Origin of the sequence: Nocardia sp. NPDC057455 (assembly GCF_042802775.1) — a bacterium.
Taxonomy (GTDB): Bacteria; Actinomycetota; Actinomycetes; order Mycobacteriales; family Mycobacteriaceae; genus Nocardia.
In genome coordinates this window covers 1-17,955 of the sequence record NZ_JBHVDM010000122.1, presented here as the reverse complement: position 1 = coordinate 17,955, position 17,955 = coordinate 1, and the positions used below count along the sequence as shown (strand labels likewise).

Sequence of the window (17,955 nt, the reverse complement as noted above, 5' to 3'; positions counted from 1 at the left end):
CCGCCGTCGGCGGCCCGACGCGGGTTCGAGTGGCCTACGCGCTTGCGCCGTAGTCGCGAGTCTCGGTCGCTCGAACCCGAGACTTCCCGGGGCCGCGAACACGCAGCGCCGCAGGCGCTGCAAAAACCAACACAGCATCATGGGACGATGGACGGCAGTTTGCCGATACCCATGAGGAGTGGAGTGCCCGCCAGCTTCGCCGACACGACGTTCACCGATCCCGCCCGGATCCGGAACTTCTGCATCATCGCGCACATCGACCACGGCAAGTCGACGCTGGCCGACCGGATGCTGCAACTGACCGGTGTGGTCGAGGAGCGGCAGATGCGTGCGCAGTATCTGGACCGGATGGATATCGAGCGCGAACGCGGCATCACCATCAAGGCCCAGAACGTGCGGCTGCCCTGGACGCCCCGGACCGGGGAACACGTGGGCACCGATTTCGTGCTGCACCTCATCGACACGCCTGGCCACGTCGACTTCACCTACGAGGTGTCGCGTGCCCTCGAGGCGTGTGAAGGCGCGATCCTGCTGGTCGATGCCGCGCAGGGCATCGAGGCGCAGACGCTGGCCAACCTGTACCTGGCGCTGGACAAGGATCTGACGGTCATCCCGGTGCTGAACAAGATCGACCTGCCCGCCGCGGACCCGGACCGCTACGCCGCCGAGTTGGCGCACATCGTCGGCTGCGAGCCGTCGGACGTGCTGCGCGTCTCAGGCAAGACCGGCGAGGGCGTGACCGATCTGCTCGACCAGGTGATCGCCCAGGTCCCGCCGCCGGTCGGCGAAGCCGACGCGCCCGCCCGCGCGATGATTTTCGACTCGGTCTACGACACCTACCGCGGTGTGGTCACCTACGTCCGCGTGGTGGACGGCAAACTGACCCCGCGCGAGAAGATCAAGATGATGTCCACCGGCGCTACTCACGAGCTGCTGGAGATCGGCATCGTCTCGCCCGAGCCGAAGCCCACCCAGGGGCTCGGCGTCGGCGAGGTCGGCTATCTGATCACGGGCGTGAAGGACGTGCGTCAGTCCAAGGTCGGCGACACGGTGACCGGTGCGCGCGGCGGCGCGAGCGAACCGCTCACCGGTTATCGCGAGCCGCGCCCGATGGTTTACTCAGGCCTCTACCCGGTGGATGGCTCCGACTACCCGGACCTGCGCGACGCCTTGGAGAAACTGCAGCTCAACGACGCCGCCCTGACCTACACTCCGGAGACCTCGGTGGCGCTCGGGTTCGGGTTCCGCTGCGGCTTCCTCGGCCTGTTGCACATGGAGATCACGCGCGAGCGCCTGCAGCGCGAGTTCGATCTGGACCTCATCTCGACCGCGCCGAACGTGGTGTACCGGGTGGAGATGGAGGATGGCGCGGAGCAGATCGTCACCAATCCCTCGTACTGGCCGGAGGGCAAGGTCAGGACGGTGTACGAGCCGATCGTGAAATGCACCATCATCTCGCCGAGCGAGTTCATCGGTTCGATCATGGAGTTGTGCCAGTCCCGCCGCGGCGAACTCGGCGGCATGGACTACCTCTCCGAGACCCGCGTCGAACTGCGCTACACCATGCCGATGGCGGAGATCATCTTCGACTTCTTCGACTCGCTGAAGTCGCGCACCCGCGGTTACGCGAGCCTCGATTACGAGGAGTCGGGCGAGCAGGAATCGCAGCTGGTGAAGGTGGACATCTTGTTGCAGGGCGAGGCGGTGGACGCGTTCAGCGCGATCGTGCACCGCGACGCGGCCCAGGCCTACGGCCACAAGATGACCACCAAGCTGCGCGAGTTGATCCCGCGCCAGCAGTTCGAGGTGCCGATCCAGGCCGCGATCGGGTCGAAGATCATCGCGCGCGAGAACATCCGCGCCATCCGCAAGGACGTGCTGGCCAAGTGCTACGGCGGTGACATCAGCCGTAAGCGCAAGCTGCTGGAGAAGCAGAAGGAAGGCAAGAAGCGGATGAAGACGATCGGCCGCGTCGAGGTCCCGCAGGAAGCCTTCGTGGCCGCGCTGTCCTCCGACGCCGCTTCGGACAAGCCGAAGGACAAGAAGTAGGCGGCTAGCCCACTGCGCGCAGCCGAACGCGCAGGCGCACTCCGCCCAGCGGGCTTTCGTCGAGTTCGGCTGTGCCGGAATGCAATTCGGCTTGCTGGCGGACCAGGGCCAGGCCGAGTCCTGAGCCGGGGGAGCCGGGGCCTTTGACGAAGCGGTCGAAGGCGTCGGCGCGCAGTGACTCGGGGATGCCACGGCCGTCGTCGTCGACGTTGATCTCCACGAGGTCCTCCGGGCCCGATCGGGCGCTGACGGTGACGGTTTCGGCCCGGCCGTGTTGTACGGCGTTGGCGACGGCATTCGTGACGATGAGCAGGACGCCGCCGGGCGAACCGGTCACGGTGACCGGAGCGCATTCGGCGAGTTCCACCCGCACGCCCGGGTGCCTGCGCCGCGCGTCGTGTACCGCCCGATCCAGGACGTCGCAGAGGTCGAACGGCTCGAACACGTCCGGTCCGGTGAGTTCGCCGACCGCGAGGCGCTCCAGGCCGGTCAAAGTGTTCTCGATCTGCTGCTCGGCGAGGAGCACCTCGGACAGGATCGCGCCGCGCTGCTGGTCCGGAATCTCTTTGGTGGCCAGGACTTGCAGGTCGGTGCGCAAAGCGGTGAGCGGTGTGCGCAATTCGTGCGCGCAGACCGCGGCGAAGTCGCGTGCGCCGGTCAGCGCCCGCTGGGTGGCGCGGTGGGCGGCTTCCAGCCGGGCGAGCATGCGGGTGATCGCGTCGGAGAGTTCCTCGGCTTCCCGTGCGCCGCGGCCGGACAGCGGGGGCAGTTTCTCCAAGGTGTCGATGCGGTGGGTGGCATCGGCCAGGCGGCGCAGCGGGCGTGCGGCGAATCCGGCCAGGAACCAGCCGAGCAGGGCGGCCAGCAACGCGCCCGCCACCCCGATGCCGAGCCCGATGCGCTGACTGCGATGAATGGCCGCCTGCACGACGTCGCGATCGGGATCGAGCGTGACCAGTACGCCGGGCAACCCGTCGACCCGGGCGATCGCCGCGTCGGCGGGCAGGCCCGGTCTCCGCGCGTGCTCGGGAGACAGCGTGGTCGCGGACGGTGGCGCGGGAGCCGCTTCGAGGGGCGCTGCGACCCGCACCGCCATCGACGAGACGGTCTCGTCGAGCTGACGTTCGCCGGTAGCGCCGAGCAGAGTGGCGAAGGTCAGCGTCAAGGTGAGCGTGACCAGCGCCGCGACCACCCCCGACACGACGGCTACCCGGGTGCGCAGCGACGGTGACCTGCTCATGGTTGCTCCCGGAGGACGAAGCCGACGCCGCGCACGGTGTGCAGCACCCGGGGCACGCCGTCCGCCTCCAGCTTGCGCCGCAGATAGGAGACGAACACGTCGACGACATTGGTGTCGGTGGGGAAGTCGTATCCCCACACGGCGGACAGGATCTGCTCACGGCCGAGCACGATGCCGATGTGCTCGGCGAGCAGGGCGAGCACCTCGAATTCCCGCTTCGTCAGCTCCACCGGCCTGCCCCCGGCCAGCACCCGGTGCCCGGCCGGGTCGATCCGCACCTGCCCGACGGTGCGGACCTCCTCCGGCCGCGGCGCCGGTTTCCGCCTGCGCCGCAGCAGCGCGTGCAACCGGGCGACGAGCTCGCCGAGATCGAACGGCTTGGTGAGGTAGTCGTCGGCGCCGCGCTCCAGGCAGGCGATCCGGTCGCTGACCGCGGTACGCGCGCTGAGCACACAGATCGGGATGTCGTTGCCCATCGCCCGCAGCGCGGTGACCACGCCGACGCCGTCGAGTTCGGGCATGTTGACGTCGAGCACCATCGCGTCGGGCGTGGTGGCGCGGACCATGCTCAGCGCCTCGGCGCCGTCGGCCGCGGTGACGACCTCGAAGTCGGAGAGTTCCAATCCCCGCCGCAGCGAGGCGAGGACGCGAACCTCGTCGTCCACGACCAAGATTCGTTGTCCGGCCATGGTGCCAATCTAATCCCACAGTCTGAGATCGCGGGCTCGGGTTAATGTGTCCACGAGCCGGCCTGCAGTGCGTCGATGCTGCCGAACGGCTTGCTCATCGAATTGCCCGGTCCAGAGCGGACCTTCAGCACTCTTCCGGCAACTCTCAGAGTTCCATTATTTTTTCCCGGGCGTGTCCGCCACCGCCCGCACAAGGATTCGATCGGGCCTGGTAGGGGCGCGTATCGGAGATTGCGCGCAGTCCGGAATGCCATCGGAAAAGGGGCTTCCGATCCGGTATTTCGGATGGCAAGGTTGTGTTGCTCACCACAGTCGCAATCTCTCCAGTCCTGGAGAATGTGACAGGCGAGTATTCCCGAAATACTGTTGGGTGATCTTCACTTGGTCGGACCGGCGCGGTGAGGATGCTGGACAACCGAGAGTGGAGCTTCTATGACGCGTGATCTGCCCTTCGACGACGACACCGAAGGCGCCGACCGCGCGGGCGACACCGCCTACCGGGTGGCCACCGGCGTCGCGCGGGTCGCGCGGGCGGGCGCCTATGTCACCGGCGGCGCCCTGGTGGCCGCCAACGGCGGCGGGGTCCCCGCGCAGCCGGGCGAATCCCGCCTCGACAGCTGGCACACCGGCTGGGCGCGCAGCACGGATCCCGATCCCGACCAGCCGAGCCCGGTGATCACCTTCCCGGACCCGGTCGTCGAGCCCTCGCCGTTCTCCTCGCACAGCTCGAATACCCCGGTGGCGCACGGAAACTCGGCTCCCGCGCCGACCGGTCCGGCCCCCGGGTTCACGTTGCCCGGCACCGGCGCCGGGCCCGCCGGATCGCTGCCCTCGCTCGGCGACTACAGCGGTACCGACGCCGGACTGCCGCTGCCGACGCTGCCCGGCGGCGAGTCGGGTACACACGAGATGCAACTGCCCGGTCACTCCGGAGGCGGTGTCCCCGGGCTGGGCGGCATCCCCGGCGTGGACGGCGATTCCGGGACAGGACTGACCATTCCCGGGACCGACGGCAACGTGTCCAACGGTTTCTCCCTCCCCGGCACCCGGTCCGACGCCGCGAACGATCTGGACGCGCCCGGCGGTCACGGCTTCGGCCTGCCCGGCCACGGACTCGGGCAAGCCGGTCACGGATTCGGCCTGCCCGGCTCGAACGGCTTCGTCGCGCCCGGCTCCACCGTCTTCGACCTGCCCGGCGGCGGCATCGGCGCGGCGCCGACGGCGGACGATCCGTTCGACGGCGTCGGTACGAGCGGCGATGTCGGGGCGTTCGTCGGCACGCAGTGGCAGGTCGACTTCGGGCTCGGCCCGAACGGGATCTACTTCACCTCCGAGATGAAGGTCGATGTCGCGGCCGGGCACGTCGGCGACCAGCTCGACGAGTACACCGACTGGCTGGCCGACGGCATCCGCGTACCGGACGGCACCGATCACGCGGTCAACGAGCCGCATGCGCCGGGCCAGCCCGGTCTGCTCGGCGGCCTCACGTCACCGGGCTCGTCCGCGACGCAGTCGTCGGCGGCCTCCGGCGTCGCACAGTCGTCGTCGGCGGGAATGACGCAGTCGTCGGCGGCGTCGGGCGTCGCGCAGCCGCTCGCGGCCTCGGCACCGGTCGCGCCCGCCGCTGCGGTCACGCCTGCCGCGTCGGTGGCTCCTGCCGCCGCCCCGGCGCCCGCGCCCGCCGCGGTCGCCGCCGCTCCGGTCGTCGCGGCCACCCCGCTGCAGACCACGATCCAGCCCGATGTCGCCTCGACCCCGATCGCGAATGTGTTCGCCGCGCCGGAGGGGCCGTCCGTGCTGACCGCTCCGGCGGCGGCCGTCCCCGCGCTGTTCGACGCGGTGCGCCCGACACCCGCGGTGAAGCCCGCCCCGGTGACCGACCCGCATCCGTCCCATTCGACTCATCCGACCCAGCCGCCCGCGTCGACGGGGACGGTGCCGACGACGATCGTGAAGACCACGCCGACGCCGAGCGTTCCCGGCGACGTCACTGCCCCGTCCGCGCCGAAGACGCCGGATACCGACGTCACGAAGCTCCCCGGCGCGACCACCGTGCCGCACGGCGGCATCACCACCGCGCCGGACGGGCCGGATACGAAGACCCCCGGCGCGACGGTCACCCAGACCCCGGCGCCGCATGCCCCCACCACGCCGGACGACGACGTGACCACACCGGGCGGCGGCACCGGCCGCCCAAGCACCGGCGGCACCTCGCACGACACCCCGCCGACCAACAACCTGCCGACCGACGACGTACCGACCGTCAGCAGGCCGGCGCAGCCGACCTATTCGGCCCCGGACCAGCCCACCTACACCGCGCCGGACCAGCCGACCTACAGCCCCCCCGCGCACGCGCCCACCGTCGAGCCACACACTCCGGCGCCGACCTTCAACGCCCCGGCACCCACCCAGGCGCCGATCAAGCCGCAGGTGATCGACCCGAAGCCGCACGGCATCTCGGCGCCGCTCACGGTGGACCACGCGGCCGGTTTCCCGGCCGCCGAGCACACCTACGACCACTCCGCGCTGACACCCGCCTCCGGCGGCGGTCTGTCGAGCGCCTTGCTGCCCGAGTCGGCCATGGCGCAAACGCATCACTACGTATCGGATGTGTCGGACGTCTCATTGATGTAGCCGGGCCGCGAGCGGTTCCGAGGACTGCGGAGTGGCCGCAGGGGGTACCAGAACGAAAGTCACCGAGAGTAAGGAGGAGGGTTGTCTGCCGCTGCCGGGCTGAAGGCCGCGACCGTGAAACATCCGGACGCGATGGCCCCGCTCATCCGAATACTCGACGAGCTGCGGGAGACGGCCCGATCCGCGGGACGTGACGACCTCGGCGGCCGGCTGAGCATGGTCCACGCGAGGGTGAGCGACCCCCGGGTGCGGCTCGTGGTCGTCGGCCATCCGAAAAACGGCATGAGCACGCTGGTCAACAGCCTGGTCGGCGCCTCGGTCAGTGCGACGAACAGCGATCTGAGCGTCCCGGTGATCGTCGAATACGGGCCGGAGCCGACTGCGACGCTGGTGCGGCAGACCGAGTACGGCCGCACCGAACGTCAGTCGGTCGACCCGCTCGATCCCGGTCCGGCGCTGGCCACCCAGGGCGTCGTCCGCGCCGAGTTCACCCAGCCGAGCCCGTTGCTCGCCGACGGTGTCGTGGTCATGGACGCACCGGGTGCGCTGGGCGACAACCGCACCACTTGGTCGATGATCGCCGCGGCCGACGCCGTGCTCTACGTCGACGACGCGGGTACCGAGCTGACCATGGAGCAGATCGCGGAATTGCAGCGCATCCAGCAGATCTGCCCGACCGTGATCTGCGTGTTGAACAAGATCGACGTGTTCCCGCACTGGTCGCGCACTCAGCAGCGCAACCGGGAACTGCTGGACTCCGCTGGGCTCGGCTTCGCGGTGGCGCCGGTCTCCGCCGAGCTGCACCGGCAGGCCGGGTTGACCGGGGACTATCAGCGCGACATCGAATCCGGCGTACCGCAGCTGATCGATCACCTGCGCGACTACGTGGTCGCCCGCGCGGACGCGGTGGCGCTGGAAGCGGCGGTCCAAGACATCCGCCTGGTCTGTGACCACCTCGCGCTGACGCTGCGCACCGAGGCCGAGGCGCTGCGCGACCCGCGGCGGCGCTCAGAGATCACCGACCAGCTCGCCCGCGCCCGCGACGAAGCCGACCAGCTGCGCCAGCGCACCGCGAACTGGCAGGTCACGCTGGTCGACGGCGCGACGGAACTGATGGCCGACATCGAGCACGATCTGCGCCATCGGCTACGCAGCCTGATCCGCGACGCCGAGGCCGAGATCGCCCAGACCGATCCGGCGCGCCGGTGGAAGGAATTCGGCGCCGATCTGGACGCGCGCATCTGCGAGGCGGTCGAGGAGAACTTCGCCGTGGCGCATTACCGCTCGATGGAGCTGTGTGATCAGGTGGCCGCCAAGTTCCCGGCAGACAACCGGACCCCGCCGCTACCGGATCTGCGCTTGGCCGATCCCGGCGAGGTGCTCGAGGCGGTGCAGCCGCTGGAGCCGCTGGAGAGCGCGAAAGCCGGCGTGACCCAGCAGTTCCTGACCGCTCTGCGCGGCTCGTATGGCGGCATTTTGATGGTCGGTCTGGCCACCAGCCTGCTGGGCATGTCGCTGGTGAACTGGTATTCGGCGGGGGCGGGCGTGCTGCTGGGTGTCAACGCGCTGTGGGATGAACGCAAGAACCGCCAGTTGCGCCGCCGGGCCGAGGCGAAGGTGGCGGTGGCCCGCCTGATGGACGACGTGATCTTCCAGGTAGGCAAGGAGTCACGTAACCGGTTGCGCGCCATGCAGCGGGTGTTGCGCGACCACTTCACCGACATCGCGACCGAGGTCTCGCGCGGCGCGGACGACGCGCTGCGGTCGGCCGAGGAGAACTACGGCAAGTACGGCGACCGCAGGCCGGAACGGATCGCCGACCTCGAGGCGCAACTCGGCAAACTGCGCGCGCTGCGCCTAGAGGCCGACGGACTCGTCCCCGGCTAGGACATTGCCGGGTCAGACCGGATGTCCCTGGGGTGTCGGACCGGGCCCCCCAAATATCAGACCGGATGTCCCTGTGGTGTGTGCGCGGGCTGGAACCGGCCTGCGTGCCGCGAACTCTCGGCGCGGATCACGTGGGTCACGGCGTTGATCAGCGCCAGGTGGGTGAACGCCTGCGGGAAGTTGCCGAGGTGGCGGCCGCTGCGCGGATCGATCTCCTCGGCGTACAACCGCAGCGGGCTGGCGAAGCCGAGCAGTCGCTCGCACAGGTGCCTGGCCCGCTGGATCTCACCGATCTCGACCAGCGCGGAGACCAGCCAGAAGGAGCAGATGGTGAACGCCCCTTCCGTGCCGCTCAACCCGTCGTCGGTGGTCTCGGTCCGGTAGCGCAGTACCAAGCCGTTCTCGGTGAGCCGGTCGGCGATGGCCAGCACGGTGGCGCGCACGCGGTCGTCCTCGGGCGGCAGGAAACGGGTCAGCACCACCAGCAGCAGCGAGGCGTCCAGGGTGTCGCCGCCGTAGACCTGGGTGAACACGCCTTCGGAATTGACGCCGTTGGCCAGGACGTCGGCCTTGATCTCCTCCGCGATCGCGTACCACTCCTCGGCGTGCTCGTACTGACCGTGCAACTCGGCGAGTTTCGCACCGCGATCCAGCGCCACCCAGCACATCACCTTGGACGAGGTGAAGTGCTGCGGCTCGCCGCGCACCTCCCAGATGCCCCGGTCGGGCTCCTTCCAATGCTCGATGGCGGCGTGCACCTGGCGGACCAGCAGCGGCCACAAGGTCTCGGGCACCTGCTGGCGTGATTTCACGTGCAGGTACACCGCGTCGAGCATGGTGCCCCAGATGTCGTGCTGATCCTGGTTGTAGGCGTTGTTGCCGATGCGCACCGGTCGGGACTGGTCGTAGCCGCCGAAATGGTCGAGGATGATCTCGTCGAGCTGCCGTTCGCCGCCGATGCCGTAGAGCACTTGCAGCGGAACGGGCTCGCCGTTGTCGCCGGTGGCCGCGTCGTTGAGGAAGGCGAAGAAGTCGTCGGCCTCCCGGTCCAGGCCGAGGGTGTACAGACCCCACAGCGCGAAACTGGAGTCCCGCACCCAGGTGTAGCGGTAATCCCAATTGCGCTCTCCGCCGGGTGTTTCCGGCAGGGAGGTGGTCGGAGCGGCCATGAGCGCGCCGGTCGGCGCGTAGGTGAGGCCCTTGAGAGTGAGCGCGCTGCGCTGCAAGTAGTTGCGCCACGGGTGGTCGGGGAATTTACCGAGCGTGATCCATTGGCGCCAGCACTCGGTGGTCTGCCACATCTTGTCGGCGGCCTCGTCGAAGGTGCGCGGCGCGGGCAGTTCCGACCAGGTGAGCGCGACGAAGACCTCGTCGCCCTCCTTCATCCTGGTGCGGGCTCGCGCCTCGCGGCCCTCCAGTCCGAGGCGTAGATCCGTGGTGAGCACCAGCGTCGGCCCGGCGCTCGGGTCGTCGCTGCGCACCGCGGTCGCCTCCTCGTACACCTTGCCGGTGTACTCCCAGCGGGCGCTGGCCCGGTGGTAGTCGAACGCGGGCTCGCAACTCATCTCGAGTTCCACGGTGCCGTTCACGCACTTCACCGTGCGTAGCAGCAGATGCTCGGCATCCCAGTCCATCGGCGTGCGCCGATGGGTTCTGCTGCGCTGGTCGTTGTTGTGCCAGCGCCCGAGCACCAGCGCGTCGCGCACGATCAGCCAGCCGGTGCCGGTCTGCCAGGTGGTCTCCAGGATCATCCCGCCGGGCAGGTAGCGGCGGGCGGCGGGCACGTTGACGCCGTACGGCCCGATCCGGAAGTGGCCCGCGCTGCGATCCAGGATCGCCCCGAAGATGCTCGGCGAATCCGGCCGCGGCACACACATCCATTCCACCGCGCCATTGCTGGCGATCAGGCAACTGGTCTCGCAGTCGGACAGGAAGGCGTAGTCATCGATCGGCGGGTAGGCACCGTGACGGTGGGCATCGGTCGAGCCCGTCGGCTCGGCCAAGTTCGTCGGCAAGCCGTCGGAGTCGTTGAGGGTGAGGTCATCGGAGGACGCCATACCCCATCTTCGGGCCGAGGTGCGTCCGGCGTCCACCGCTCGGTTCGCCGGCCGCGCCGCCGTGGCCGACGGACTCGTGGAACCCGCCGGCGAACCGACTAGGCTGAATCCGTGCATCGCATCGCAGGTTGGTGGGACGGCTTCGAGCTGTGGGTCGCGGGACTGCCGTTCATTCCGCAGTTCCTGGTGGTCCTCGTCGGCATGGTCCCGATCAGCTTCGCGATCGCCTACGGGCTCGATCGCGTGCTGCGTGCCGTGCTGCGGGTACTGGACCGTCGGTTCGGCGCCCACCGGGCGCCGGTGCGGCCCGCTCCGGACGGCGCGCCGGCGATGCTCGAACCCGGGCAGGCCGCCGAGCTGCGCACCCCCGTGCAGAGCGGGGCGCGCTGATGCCTCGGTCGCGAGTTCAGCTCGCCCTCGTCGCACTGCTGGTGCTCATCGTCGTGGCGTGGTTGATCGCCCGCTGAAGGTCAGCTCGCGCCGCCCCGCCAGTCGCCGAACCGCTTACCGAGCTTGGCCACCGTGTCGCCGACCTCGTGGGCGACCGTGCTCGCCGCCGCGCCGACATCACGGCCCAGCGTGCGCACGGTCCGAATGAGCGGGTCCTCGGACTGGTCGAAGTTCGCGCGGTAGGTGCGGGCGGCGGTCTTCATCTCGTCGGTGATCCTGGTGGCGCGATCCTGGTGACGGTGCGGGTAGTCGCCTGCCAGCACGCGGTCGTAGTCGCCGCTCTGGATCCAGCGGCGCAGCTCGGCCGCGCGCAGCACGGAGAACGGGTGACTCTGCAATTCCAGGTTGAGCAGCTTCAGCACCCCGTCACGCAGGTCGCCGGACCGTTCGTAGTCGTCGGCCTGGGCCAGGAACGCCCCGTGATTCATCTCCTTCACCCAGGCGCCGCCCGCCGTCTTCATATGCACGCGCACCGAAGCGTCGACGTCCTGTCCGCACAGCAGCCCCGCCCGGTCGCCGGACAGCTCGGACTTGCGGCTCCACTCCATCAGGGCCGCGACGATGCCGCGCAAGGCCCAGCCACCGACCGGCATCCAGCCGATGCTCGCCGACACCCGCAGTAGGTGCATCAGCATCGTGCGGTACACCGCGTGGCCGGACAGCGCGTGCCCGAGCTCGTGGCCAACCACGAAACGCAGCTCCTCGGTGTCCATCAGCTCGAGCAGCCCGGTGGTCAGCACGATGAACGGCTGGTCCATGCCGATGGTGAAGGCGTTCACCTGCGGGCTCTGCAGTACGAACAGCTCGGGTGTGGTGCGGGCGTCCAGGATCCGCACGCAGTCCTCGCGCAGGTGGTGCAGGGTGCGGAACTGCCGCTCGTCCACCCGGATCGCGGTGGCCAGATACAGCAGCCGATGCTGGCGTTCCTGCAGCAAACCCGACAGCGTGCGCAACACCACATCGAACCCCGCCAGTGACCGCAAGGTAACCAAAGCGGTGCGATCGGCGGGATGCTCCCACGTGCGGGTACTGATGCCGGGGAACTCGGCGCGTATGCGATCCGGACTACTGGTCATGGGATGAAACCCCCCTCTTCCTGCGACTCTTCGATTCGAACTCCGTCGTCCGCTCTGATAAAGTCTGCCCGTGTCTTCGAGCGCCGTCCCGCAGGTCCGCCATGAATTGGCGTTGATTGCTGTCGGTGATCTCGCGGTCGCGGACATTTACTGTCGCTGATCGGCAACCGGGCACGTCCGCGTCTCGTTTCCCAGTAGACCGGCGCGCTTTGCGCAGATGTGCCTGCCCTTCCCCAACGGCCCGTTGTGGCCGATAGTCGCGCCGCTGCCGTATCGCCCGATCGGCAGGTCTGCTGAATCAAACAGATGGTCGCCGCCACCGATGTATTACCGGACAACTGGCGGTCCGTAGGAAAGGTCCACTCCGATGGCTCGCAAATCTTGGCTTTCGCCGCGTCGACGCTACAGCGCCGTTGCTCTCGCCGCACTCGCGGCGGTCGCGCTAACCGCGTGCGGCGGCGGAGCCAGCGACACGACCGGAGGAGACCGCGCGGACGGCAGCGGCGGCACCCTGAACCTCTACGCCTACGCCGTGCCGAAGCCCGGCTTCGACAAGGTGATCCCCGAGTTCAACAAGACCGAGCAGGGCAAGGGCGTCCAGATCCAGCAGTCCTACGGCGCCTCCGGCGACCAGTCCCGCAAGGTGAAGGACGGCGCCGAGGCCGACGTCGTCAACTTCTCGGTCGAACCGGACGTCACCCGTCTCGTCGACGCGGGCCTGGTGGACGCGAGCTGGAACGCCGACGCGACCAAGGGCATCCCGTTCGGCTCGGTGGTCGCGATCGTCGTGCGCAAGGGCAATCCGAAGGGCATCAAGGACTGGGACGATCTGCTGAAGCCGGGCGTCGAGGTGGTCACCCCGAACCCGTTCAGCTCCGGTTCGGCCAAGTGGAACCTGCTCGCGCCGTACGCCGCCAAGAGCGACGGCGGCAAGAACCCGCAGGCAGGCCTGGACTACCTGAGCAAGCTGATCGCCAAGGACCATGTGAAGGTGCAGCCCAAGTCCGGCCGCGAAGCGACCGAGACCTTCCTGCAGGGCACCGGTGACGTGCTGCTGAGCTACGAGAACGAGGCGATCTTCGCCGAGCGCAACGGTGATCCGATCGAACACATCGTCCCGCCGGTCACGTTCAAGATCGAGAACCCGGTCGCGGTGCTGAAGAACAGCAAGAACCAGCAGAAGGCCGTCGCCTTCCGCGACTTCCTGTTCACCACCGAGGGGCAGAAGGCCTGGGCCGCAGCCGGCTTCCGTCCGGTCGACCCGGCCGTCGCCGCCGACTACGCCAAGGACTTCCCGACCCCGCAGAAGCTGTGGACGATCGCCGACCTGGGCGGCTGGAAGACCGTGGACAAGGAGCTGTTCACCCCGAATACCGGCTCGGTCGCGGTGATCTATGACAACGCGACCAAGTGACCGGGTGACCCCCGTTACACCGGATACTGGACGACTGTGACGACGAGCAGTAACGCCGGGACCGCGCAGGCAGACGGTCCCGGCGTCGACGACGCCGCGCGCCGGGACCGCCGCTTCAATTGGTCGTGGCTGCGCGTGACCGGCTCGGTGGGCCCGCTCGGCATCGCCACCGCGGTGCTGTGGCTGAGCATCATCGTGCTGCTGCCGCTGGCGGCGCTCACCGTGACGAGCTTCGAGGACGGCTGGTCCGGCTTCTACGACGCCGTCACCGCGCCGGCCGCGCTGGACTCGCTGCGCATCACCGTGCTGGTCTCGGTGGTGGTGGCAGTGATCAACGTGGTGATGGGCACACTGATCGCCTGGGTGCTGGTGCGCGACCAGTTCCCCGGCAAGGGTGTCGTCAACGCGCTGATCGACCTACCGTTCGCGCTGCCGACCATTGTCGCCAGCATCGTGCTGCTCTCGCTGTACGGTCCGCAGAGCCCGGTCGACATCCACCTGAACGCCACCCAGCCCGGCCTGGTGGTCGCCCTGGCGTTCGTCACGCTGCCGTTCGTGGTGCGTTCGGTGCAACCGGTGCTGATCGAGGCCGACCGTGAGGTCGAGCAGGCCGCGCTCTCGCTGGGCGCGAACAACTGGACCACGTTCCGCAGTATCGTGCTGCCCGCGCTGACGCCCGCGATCATCAGCGGTGGCGGGCTGGCCTTCGCCCGCGCGATCGGTGAATACGGCTCGGTGGTGCTGATCGGCGGCGCGATCCCGCGCGAGACCGAGATGGCCTCCCAGTACATCCAGAAGCAGATCGAGATCGACCGGCCGGTGAACGCGGCGGCCGTGTCGGTCGCGCTGCTGGCCATCTCGTTCGCGTCGCTGCTGGTCCTGCGGCTGCTCGCCGAACGAAGCGCGCGCAAGGAGCAGGCGGCCCGATGAGATTGAATCCGTTGACCCGCATCTCGTTGCGGGCGGTGGCGCTCGGCTACCTGCTCGTGCTGCTGGTCCTGCCGCTGGTGATCATCCTGTGGCGCACATTCGAGCGGGGGATCGGTGCGTTCATCGACTCGATCACCACGCCCGCGGCGATCTCGGCGTTCCAGCTGTCCATCCTGATCGTGGCGATCGTCGTCCCGGTGAACGTGATCTTCGGCATCGTGACGGCGCTCGCGCTGGTCCGGGGAAAGTTTCCGGGCCGCAACCTGGTTCAGGGCATCGTGGACCTGCCGTTCGCGGTCTCGCCCGTGGTGGTCGGCGTCTCGCTGATCCTGCTCTGGGGTGCGGGCGGGTGGTTCGGCGGCCTGGAGGAACTGGGCTTCAAGGTCATCTTCAATCTGCCGGGCATGGTGATCGCCACCATCTTCGTCACGCTGCCGTTCGTGGTACGCGAGGTGGAGCCGGTGCTGCACGAGATCGGCGACGATCAGGAGCAGGCCGCGGCCACCCTGGGCGCGTCGAAATGGCAGACGTTCTGGCGGATCACGCTGCCCGCGATCCGGTGGGGCCTGACCTACGGCGTGGTGCTCACCGTGGCCCGCGCGCTCGGTGAGTTCGGCGCCGTGATCATGGTGTCCTCCGCGCTGCCGGGCAAGTCGCAGACGCTGACATTGCTCGTGCACGGCCGATACATCAACGACCACAACACCTTCGGCGCCTACTCCGCCGCGACCTTGCTGATGGGCATCGCCCTCGTCACCCTTCTGCTGATGACCATCCTCGAACGTAAGCGGGGCACCAAGTGATCACCGTGACCAACGCGAACAAGAACTATGGCACGTTCGCGGCCCTCGACAACGTGACCATCGACATTCCCTCCGGCGAACTCACCGCGCTGCTCGGCCCTTCCGGCTCGGGCAAGTCGACGCTGCTGCGCTCGATCGCCGGACTGGAATCGCTGGACTCCGGCGTGGTGAGCATCGCCGGACGCGATGTCACCCGGGTCGCGCCGCAGAAGCGCGATATCGGCTTCGTGTTCCAGCACTACGCGGCGTTCAAGCACATGACCGTGCGTGACAACGTGGCGTTCGGCCTGAAGATCCGCAAGCGCCCGAAGAACGAGATCAACAAGCGCGTCGACGAATTGCTCGGCATCGTGGGACTGGACGGCTTCCAGCACCGCTACCCGGCTCAGCTGTCGGGTGGTCAGCGTCAGCGCATGGCGCTGGCCCGCGCGCTCGCCGTCGATCCGCAGGTGCTGCTGCTGGACGAGCCGTTCGGCGCGCTGGACGCCAAGGTCCGCGCCGACCTGCGGACCTGGCTGCGCCGGTTGCACGAGGAGGTCCATGTGACCACCGTGCTGGTCACTCACGACCAGGAGGAGGCGCTCGACGTCGCCGACCGGATCGCGGTGATGAACAAGGGCCGCATCGAGCAGATCGGCACTCCGGAGGACGTGTACGACCGGCCGGCCAACGAGTTCGTCATGTCGTTCCTCGGCGCGGTGGCCCGGCTCAATGGACATCTGGTGCGGCCGCACGACATTCGCGTCGGCCGTGATCCCGGCATGGCGCTCGCCGAGCACGAGGGCACCGCGGAGTCGGCGGGTGTCACCAGGGCGACGGTCGAGCGTGTCGTTCATCTCGGATTCGAGGTGCGCGTGGAGCTGCGCAATGCCGCGACCGGCGACTTGTTCGCCGCACAGGTCACCCGTGGCGACGCCGAAGCACTGCGGCTTTCGGACGGTGAGACGGTCTACGTTCGCGCCACCCGGATCCCGGAACTGCCTACGCACTAGCGGGTTTCGGTGGCCGGGTGCGTTTGCCGTCCCGGAAGGCGACGAGACGCTGCGATGTTGCTGTGCTCACCGACATGCGGTGAGCACAGCTTTCCGCGGCCCGTGGCACGGTTGTCCGCGGACACGGGCCGGAGCGAGCCGACGCGACTGCCGTGACGCGATCATGTGCGGCCCCTGCGGTCGGTATCGATGCCGTTGCCGCCCCGGATACGGTACCTCGCCGTCTCGGCTAATCCCTCGCACTATTCCGGGTGGACTCGTCAGGGGGAGTCTTCCCATGTGGATAGATTTCGCAGCTCGAAGTTCGGGGTAGTGGCGGGAATCCGGCAAACTTCACCGGGCACCACCGATCCGCGCGTGTCGCAAGGAAATCCGACTGGACGGCATGTGTTGTACCGGCGGCCCAGGTGAGGGCCTCGAAGATCGCGAAAGCGGCGCCGTCGCATACAGGCGGCTTGCGGACAATCGGTTGTCCGGGCTTGGCACGAAGATCGCGGAGTGGTTGCCTAAACGGCGTTCGAAGCAAATCGGCACGGCGATCGGGTGGATTGCGATGGCGGTTGGTCTCGGGTTGAGCATCGGTACGGTGAACACGGTTTCCGTTCTCGCGGAGGAAGGTTCGGCCAAGGCTCCGCCGGGGCGGCGCAAATCGCAGCGGGCGCATACCATCACGCGCCGGACCACGCTGACCTTCGACAGCACCGGCGTGGCGAGGGTCGGCATGATTCCCCGGCACGGGCGCGCGGTGACCGAATTCGCCGACCTCACGCAGCGTTCCAGCACGTGGGCGCGGGTGGGCAACCGCGCGCTCGCACCGGCGGACCTCGTCGCCACGGTGGCCAAGTGCCTGATCGAGGAGGTGCTGCAGGACCATCCGGGATGCGGATCCGGGCTCGGCATCGCGGTGACCTATCCCGCCCGCTACGCCGACGAGCAGGTGGACGCGTTGCGTGTGGCGCTCGACGGCTTCGATCTGACGAAGGTCGCGCTGATCGCCGAACCCGTCGCGGCGGCGGCCTGGCTGGAAGCCGACCGCGGTCCGCTGATGCCCGGTCTCACCCTGGTCTACGACCTCGGCGGCGCCGGGCTCGACGTCACCCTGGTCCGGGTGGGCCCGGGATGCCCGCGCAATCCGATCGTCGGCGTTCCGCTGCGTTCGACCGAATTCGGCGGACGCGCGTTCGGCGCCTTGGTCGCCGAGCACGCCGGACCCGGCGTGTCCTCGTCCTCGGTCTCCGAGTCGGTCGCCGACACGATCGCCGGAGAACTGCGCGCCCGGCACGTCCGGGAATCCCTCGAACTCGTCTACCGCTGTCTGCGGGTCGCGGACGTGACCATGGCGGATGTCGACCGCGTTCTGGTGGTCGGCGGGGCGGCGCGCCCGGTGCAGGTGGCCGACGTCCTCGCCGCGGAATTGGCCAGGCCGGTGATCGCCGCCGCGGATCCCGAGCGGACCACCGCGGACGGCGCCGCGATCATCGGCCGCAGGACCGCGGCGGCGGCGGAGGTGGTAGCCGAACAGCGGCGTGTCCGGCGCCGCCGTGCCCGTCGTCGTGCCGCCACGCGGGCCTTGATGCTGTCGCGTCGGACCCGGCGACGGCTGGGCCGGGTGGTCGTCGTCACGAGTATGTCGGCGGTCTTCGGTTTCGGGACCTCCCTCTTGGCGGCCGGTGACGGGGTGCTGGTGAGCTAGGCGCCCGGCCGGGTCCGGGAAGAACAGGGGCCGTCCGGCGG

General features: G+C 68.8%; 14 protein-coding genes. 10 read left to right on the top strand and 4 right to left on the bottom strand.

Annotation, left to right across the window (positions count from 1 at the left end):
* The first annotated feature begins 147 nt into the window (after positions 1-147).
* Positions 148-2,049 (top strand): translation elongation factor 4, encoded by a 1,902-nt coding sequence (lepA, locus tag ACFU5M_RS31375; RefSeq protein ID WP_379054657.1) that lies wholly within the window; start codon positions 148-150, stop codon positions 2,047-2,049.
* Positions 2,050-2,053: 4 nt separating this feature from the next.
* On the opposite strand, the gene ACFU5M_RS31370 is transcribed toward lepA, so the two are convergent.
* Both ACFU5M_RS31370 and ACFU5M_RS31365 read right to left on the bottom strand, forming a co-directional pair.
* On the bottom strand, positions 2,054-3,289 hold the full coding sequence (locus tag ACFU5M_RS31370) for a sensor histidine kinase (RefSeq protein ID WP_379054655.1): 1,236 nt from the start codon (positions 3,287-3,289) through the stop codon (positions 2,054-2,056).
* Positions 3,286-3,978: a response regulator transcription factor gene (locus ACFU5M_RS31365; protein WP_379054653.1), complete on the bottom strand. Its 693-nt coding sequence runs from the start codon at positions 3,976-3,978 to the stop codon at positions 3,286-3,288. Before ACFU5M_RS31365 ends, ACFU5M_RS31370 begins: the two co-directional genes overlap by 4 nt.
* 432 nt (positions 3,979-4,410) lie before the next feature.
* On the opposite strand from ACFU5M_RS31365, the gene ACFU5M_RS31360 reads away from it, so the two are divergent.
* Both ACFU5M_RS31360 and ACFU5M_RS31355 read left to right on the top strand, forming a co-directional pair.
* Positions 4,411-6,612: a hypothetical protein gene (locus tag ACFU5M_RS31360; protein ID WP_379054651.1), complete on the top strand. Its 2,202-nt coding sequence runs from the start codon at positions 4,411-4,413 to the stop codon at positions 6,610-6,612.
* Between the two features lie 81 nt (positions 6,613-6,693).
* Complete coding sequence (locus tag ACFU5M_RS31355; RefSeq protein ID WP_379054649.1) at positions 6,694-8,499, top strand: dynamin family protein; 1,806 nt, start codon at positions 6,694-6,696, stop codon at positions 8,497-8,499.
* Positions 8,500-8,555: 56 nt separating this feature from the next.
* Here the strand turns inward: ACFU5M_RS31355 and ACFU5M_RS31350 are convergent, their stop codons facing one another.
* On the bottom strand, positions 8,556-10,556 hold the full coding sequence (locus ACFU5M_RS31350) for a glycoside hydrolase family 15 protein (protein ID WP_379054647.1): 2,001 nt from the start codon (positions 10,554-10,556) through the stop codon (positions 8,556-8,558).
* 111 nt (positions 10,557-10,667) lie between these two features.
* On the opposite strand from ACFU5M_RS31350, the gene ACFU5M_RS31345 reads away from it, so the two are divergent.
* Positions 10,668-10,946, top strand: a complete 279-nt coding sequence (locus ACFU5M_RS31345; protein ID WP_379054645.1) for a hypothetical protein — start codon at positions 10,668-10,670, stop codon at positions 10,944-10,946.
* 80 nt (positions 10,947-11,026) lie between these two features.
* Here the strand turns inward: ACFU5M_RS31345 and ACFU5M_RS31340 are convergent, their stop codons facing one another.
* A complete protein-coding gene (locus tag ACFU5M_RS31340) occupies positions 11,027-12,082 on the bottom strand; it encodes a M48 family metallopeptidase (RefSeq protein ID WP_379054643.1) in 1,056 nt (351 codons plus the stop codon).
* Between the two features lie 70 nt (positions 12,083-12,152).
* Between ACFU5M_RS31340 and ACFU5M_RS31335 the strand changes: the two genes are divergently transcribed.
* The 6 genes from ACFU5M_RS31335 (at position 12,153) to ACFU5M_RS31310 (ending at position 17,914) form a co-directional block, all read left to right on the top strand.
* On the top strand, positions 12,153-12,242 hold the full coding sequence (locus ACFU5M_RS31335; RefSeq protein WP_312038717.1) for an Ms4533A family Cys-rich leader peptide: 90 nt from the start codon (positions 12,153-12,155) through the stop codon (positions 12,240-12,242).
* A 207-nt stretch (positions 12,243-12,449) separates the two neighbouring features.
* Positions 12,450-13,496 (top strand): sulfate ABC transporter substrate-binding protein, encoded by a 1,047-nt coding sequence (locus ACFU5M_RS31330; protein ID WP_379054640.1) that lies wholly within the window; start codon positions 12,450-12,452, stop codon positions 13,494-13,496.
* A gap of 129 nt (positions 13,497-13,625) precedes the next feature.
* Complete coding sequence (gene cysT, locus ACFU5M_RS31325) at positions 13,626-14,426, top strand: sulfate ABC transporter permease subunit CysT (protein ID WP_379054659.1); 801 nt, start codon at positions 13,626-13,628, stop codon at positions 14,424-14,426.
* Positions 14,423-15,229 (top strand): sulfate ABC transporter permease subunit CysW, encoded by an 807-nt coding sequence (cysW, locus tag ACFU5M_RS31320; RefSeq protein WP_379054638.1) that lies wholly within the window; start codon positions 14,423-14,425, stop codon positions 15,227-15,229. Before cysT ends, cysW begins: the two co-directional genes overlap by 4 nt.
* Positions 15,226-16,221 (top strand): sulfate/molybdate ABC transporter ATP-binding protein, encoded by a 996-nt coding sequence (locus ACFU5M_RS31315; protein ID WP_379054636.1) that lies wholly within the window; start codon positions 15,226-15,228, stop codon positions 16,219-16,221. Before cysW ends, ACFU5M_RS31315 begins: the two co-directional genes overlap by 4 nt.
* A gap of 586 nt (positions 16,222-16,807) precedes the next feature.
* The gene (locus tag ACFU5M_RS31310; protein ID WP_379054634.1) at positions 16,808-17,914 is read left to right on the top strand and encodes an Hsp70 family protein; all 1,107 of its coding nucleotides are present in this window, start codon (positions 16,808-16,810) and stop codon (positions 17,912-17,914) included.
* The last annotated feature ends 41 nt before the right edge of the window (positions 17,915-17,955 follow it).

Bases quoted from the DNA above. Each gene is read 5' to 3' on its own strand.
- lepA (WP_379054657.1), top strand. From the start codon at position 148: ATGGACGGCAGTTTGCCGATACCCATGAGGAGTGGAGTGCCCGCCAGC.
- ACFU5M_RS31360 (WP_379054651.1), top strand. From the start codon at position 4,411: ATGACGCGTGATCTGCCCTTCGACGACGACACCGAAGGCGCCGACCGC.
- cysW (WP_379054638.1), top strand. From the start codon at position 14,423: ATGAGATTGAATCCGTTGACCCGCATCTCGTTGCGGGCGGTGGCGCTC.
- ACFU5M_RS31330 (WP_379054640.1), top strand. From the start codon at position 12,450: ATGGCTCGCAAATCTTGGCTTTCGCCGCGTCGACGCTACAGCGCCGTT.
- ACFU5M_RS31370 (WP_379054655.1), bottom strand. From the start codon at position 3,289: ATGAGCAGGTCACCGTCGCTGCGCACCCGGGTAGCCGTCGTGTCGGGG.
- ACFU5M_RS31350 (WP_379054647.1), bottom strand. From the start codon at position 10,556: ATGGCGTCCTCCGATGACCTCACCCTCAACGACTCCGACGGCTTGCCG.
- ACFU5M_RS31340 (WP_379054643.1), bottom strand. From the start codon at position 12,082: ATGACCAGTAGTCCGGATCGCATACGCGCCGAGTTCCCCGGCATCAGT.
- ACFU5M_RS31365 (WP_379054653.1), bottom strand. From the start codon at position 3,978: ATGGCCGGACAACGAATCTTGGTCGTGGACGACGAGGTTCGCGTCCTC.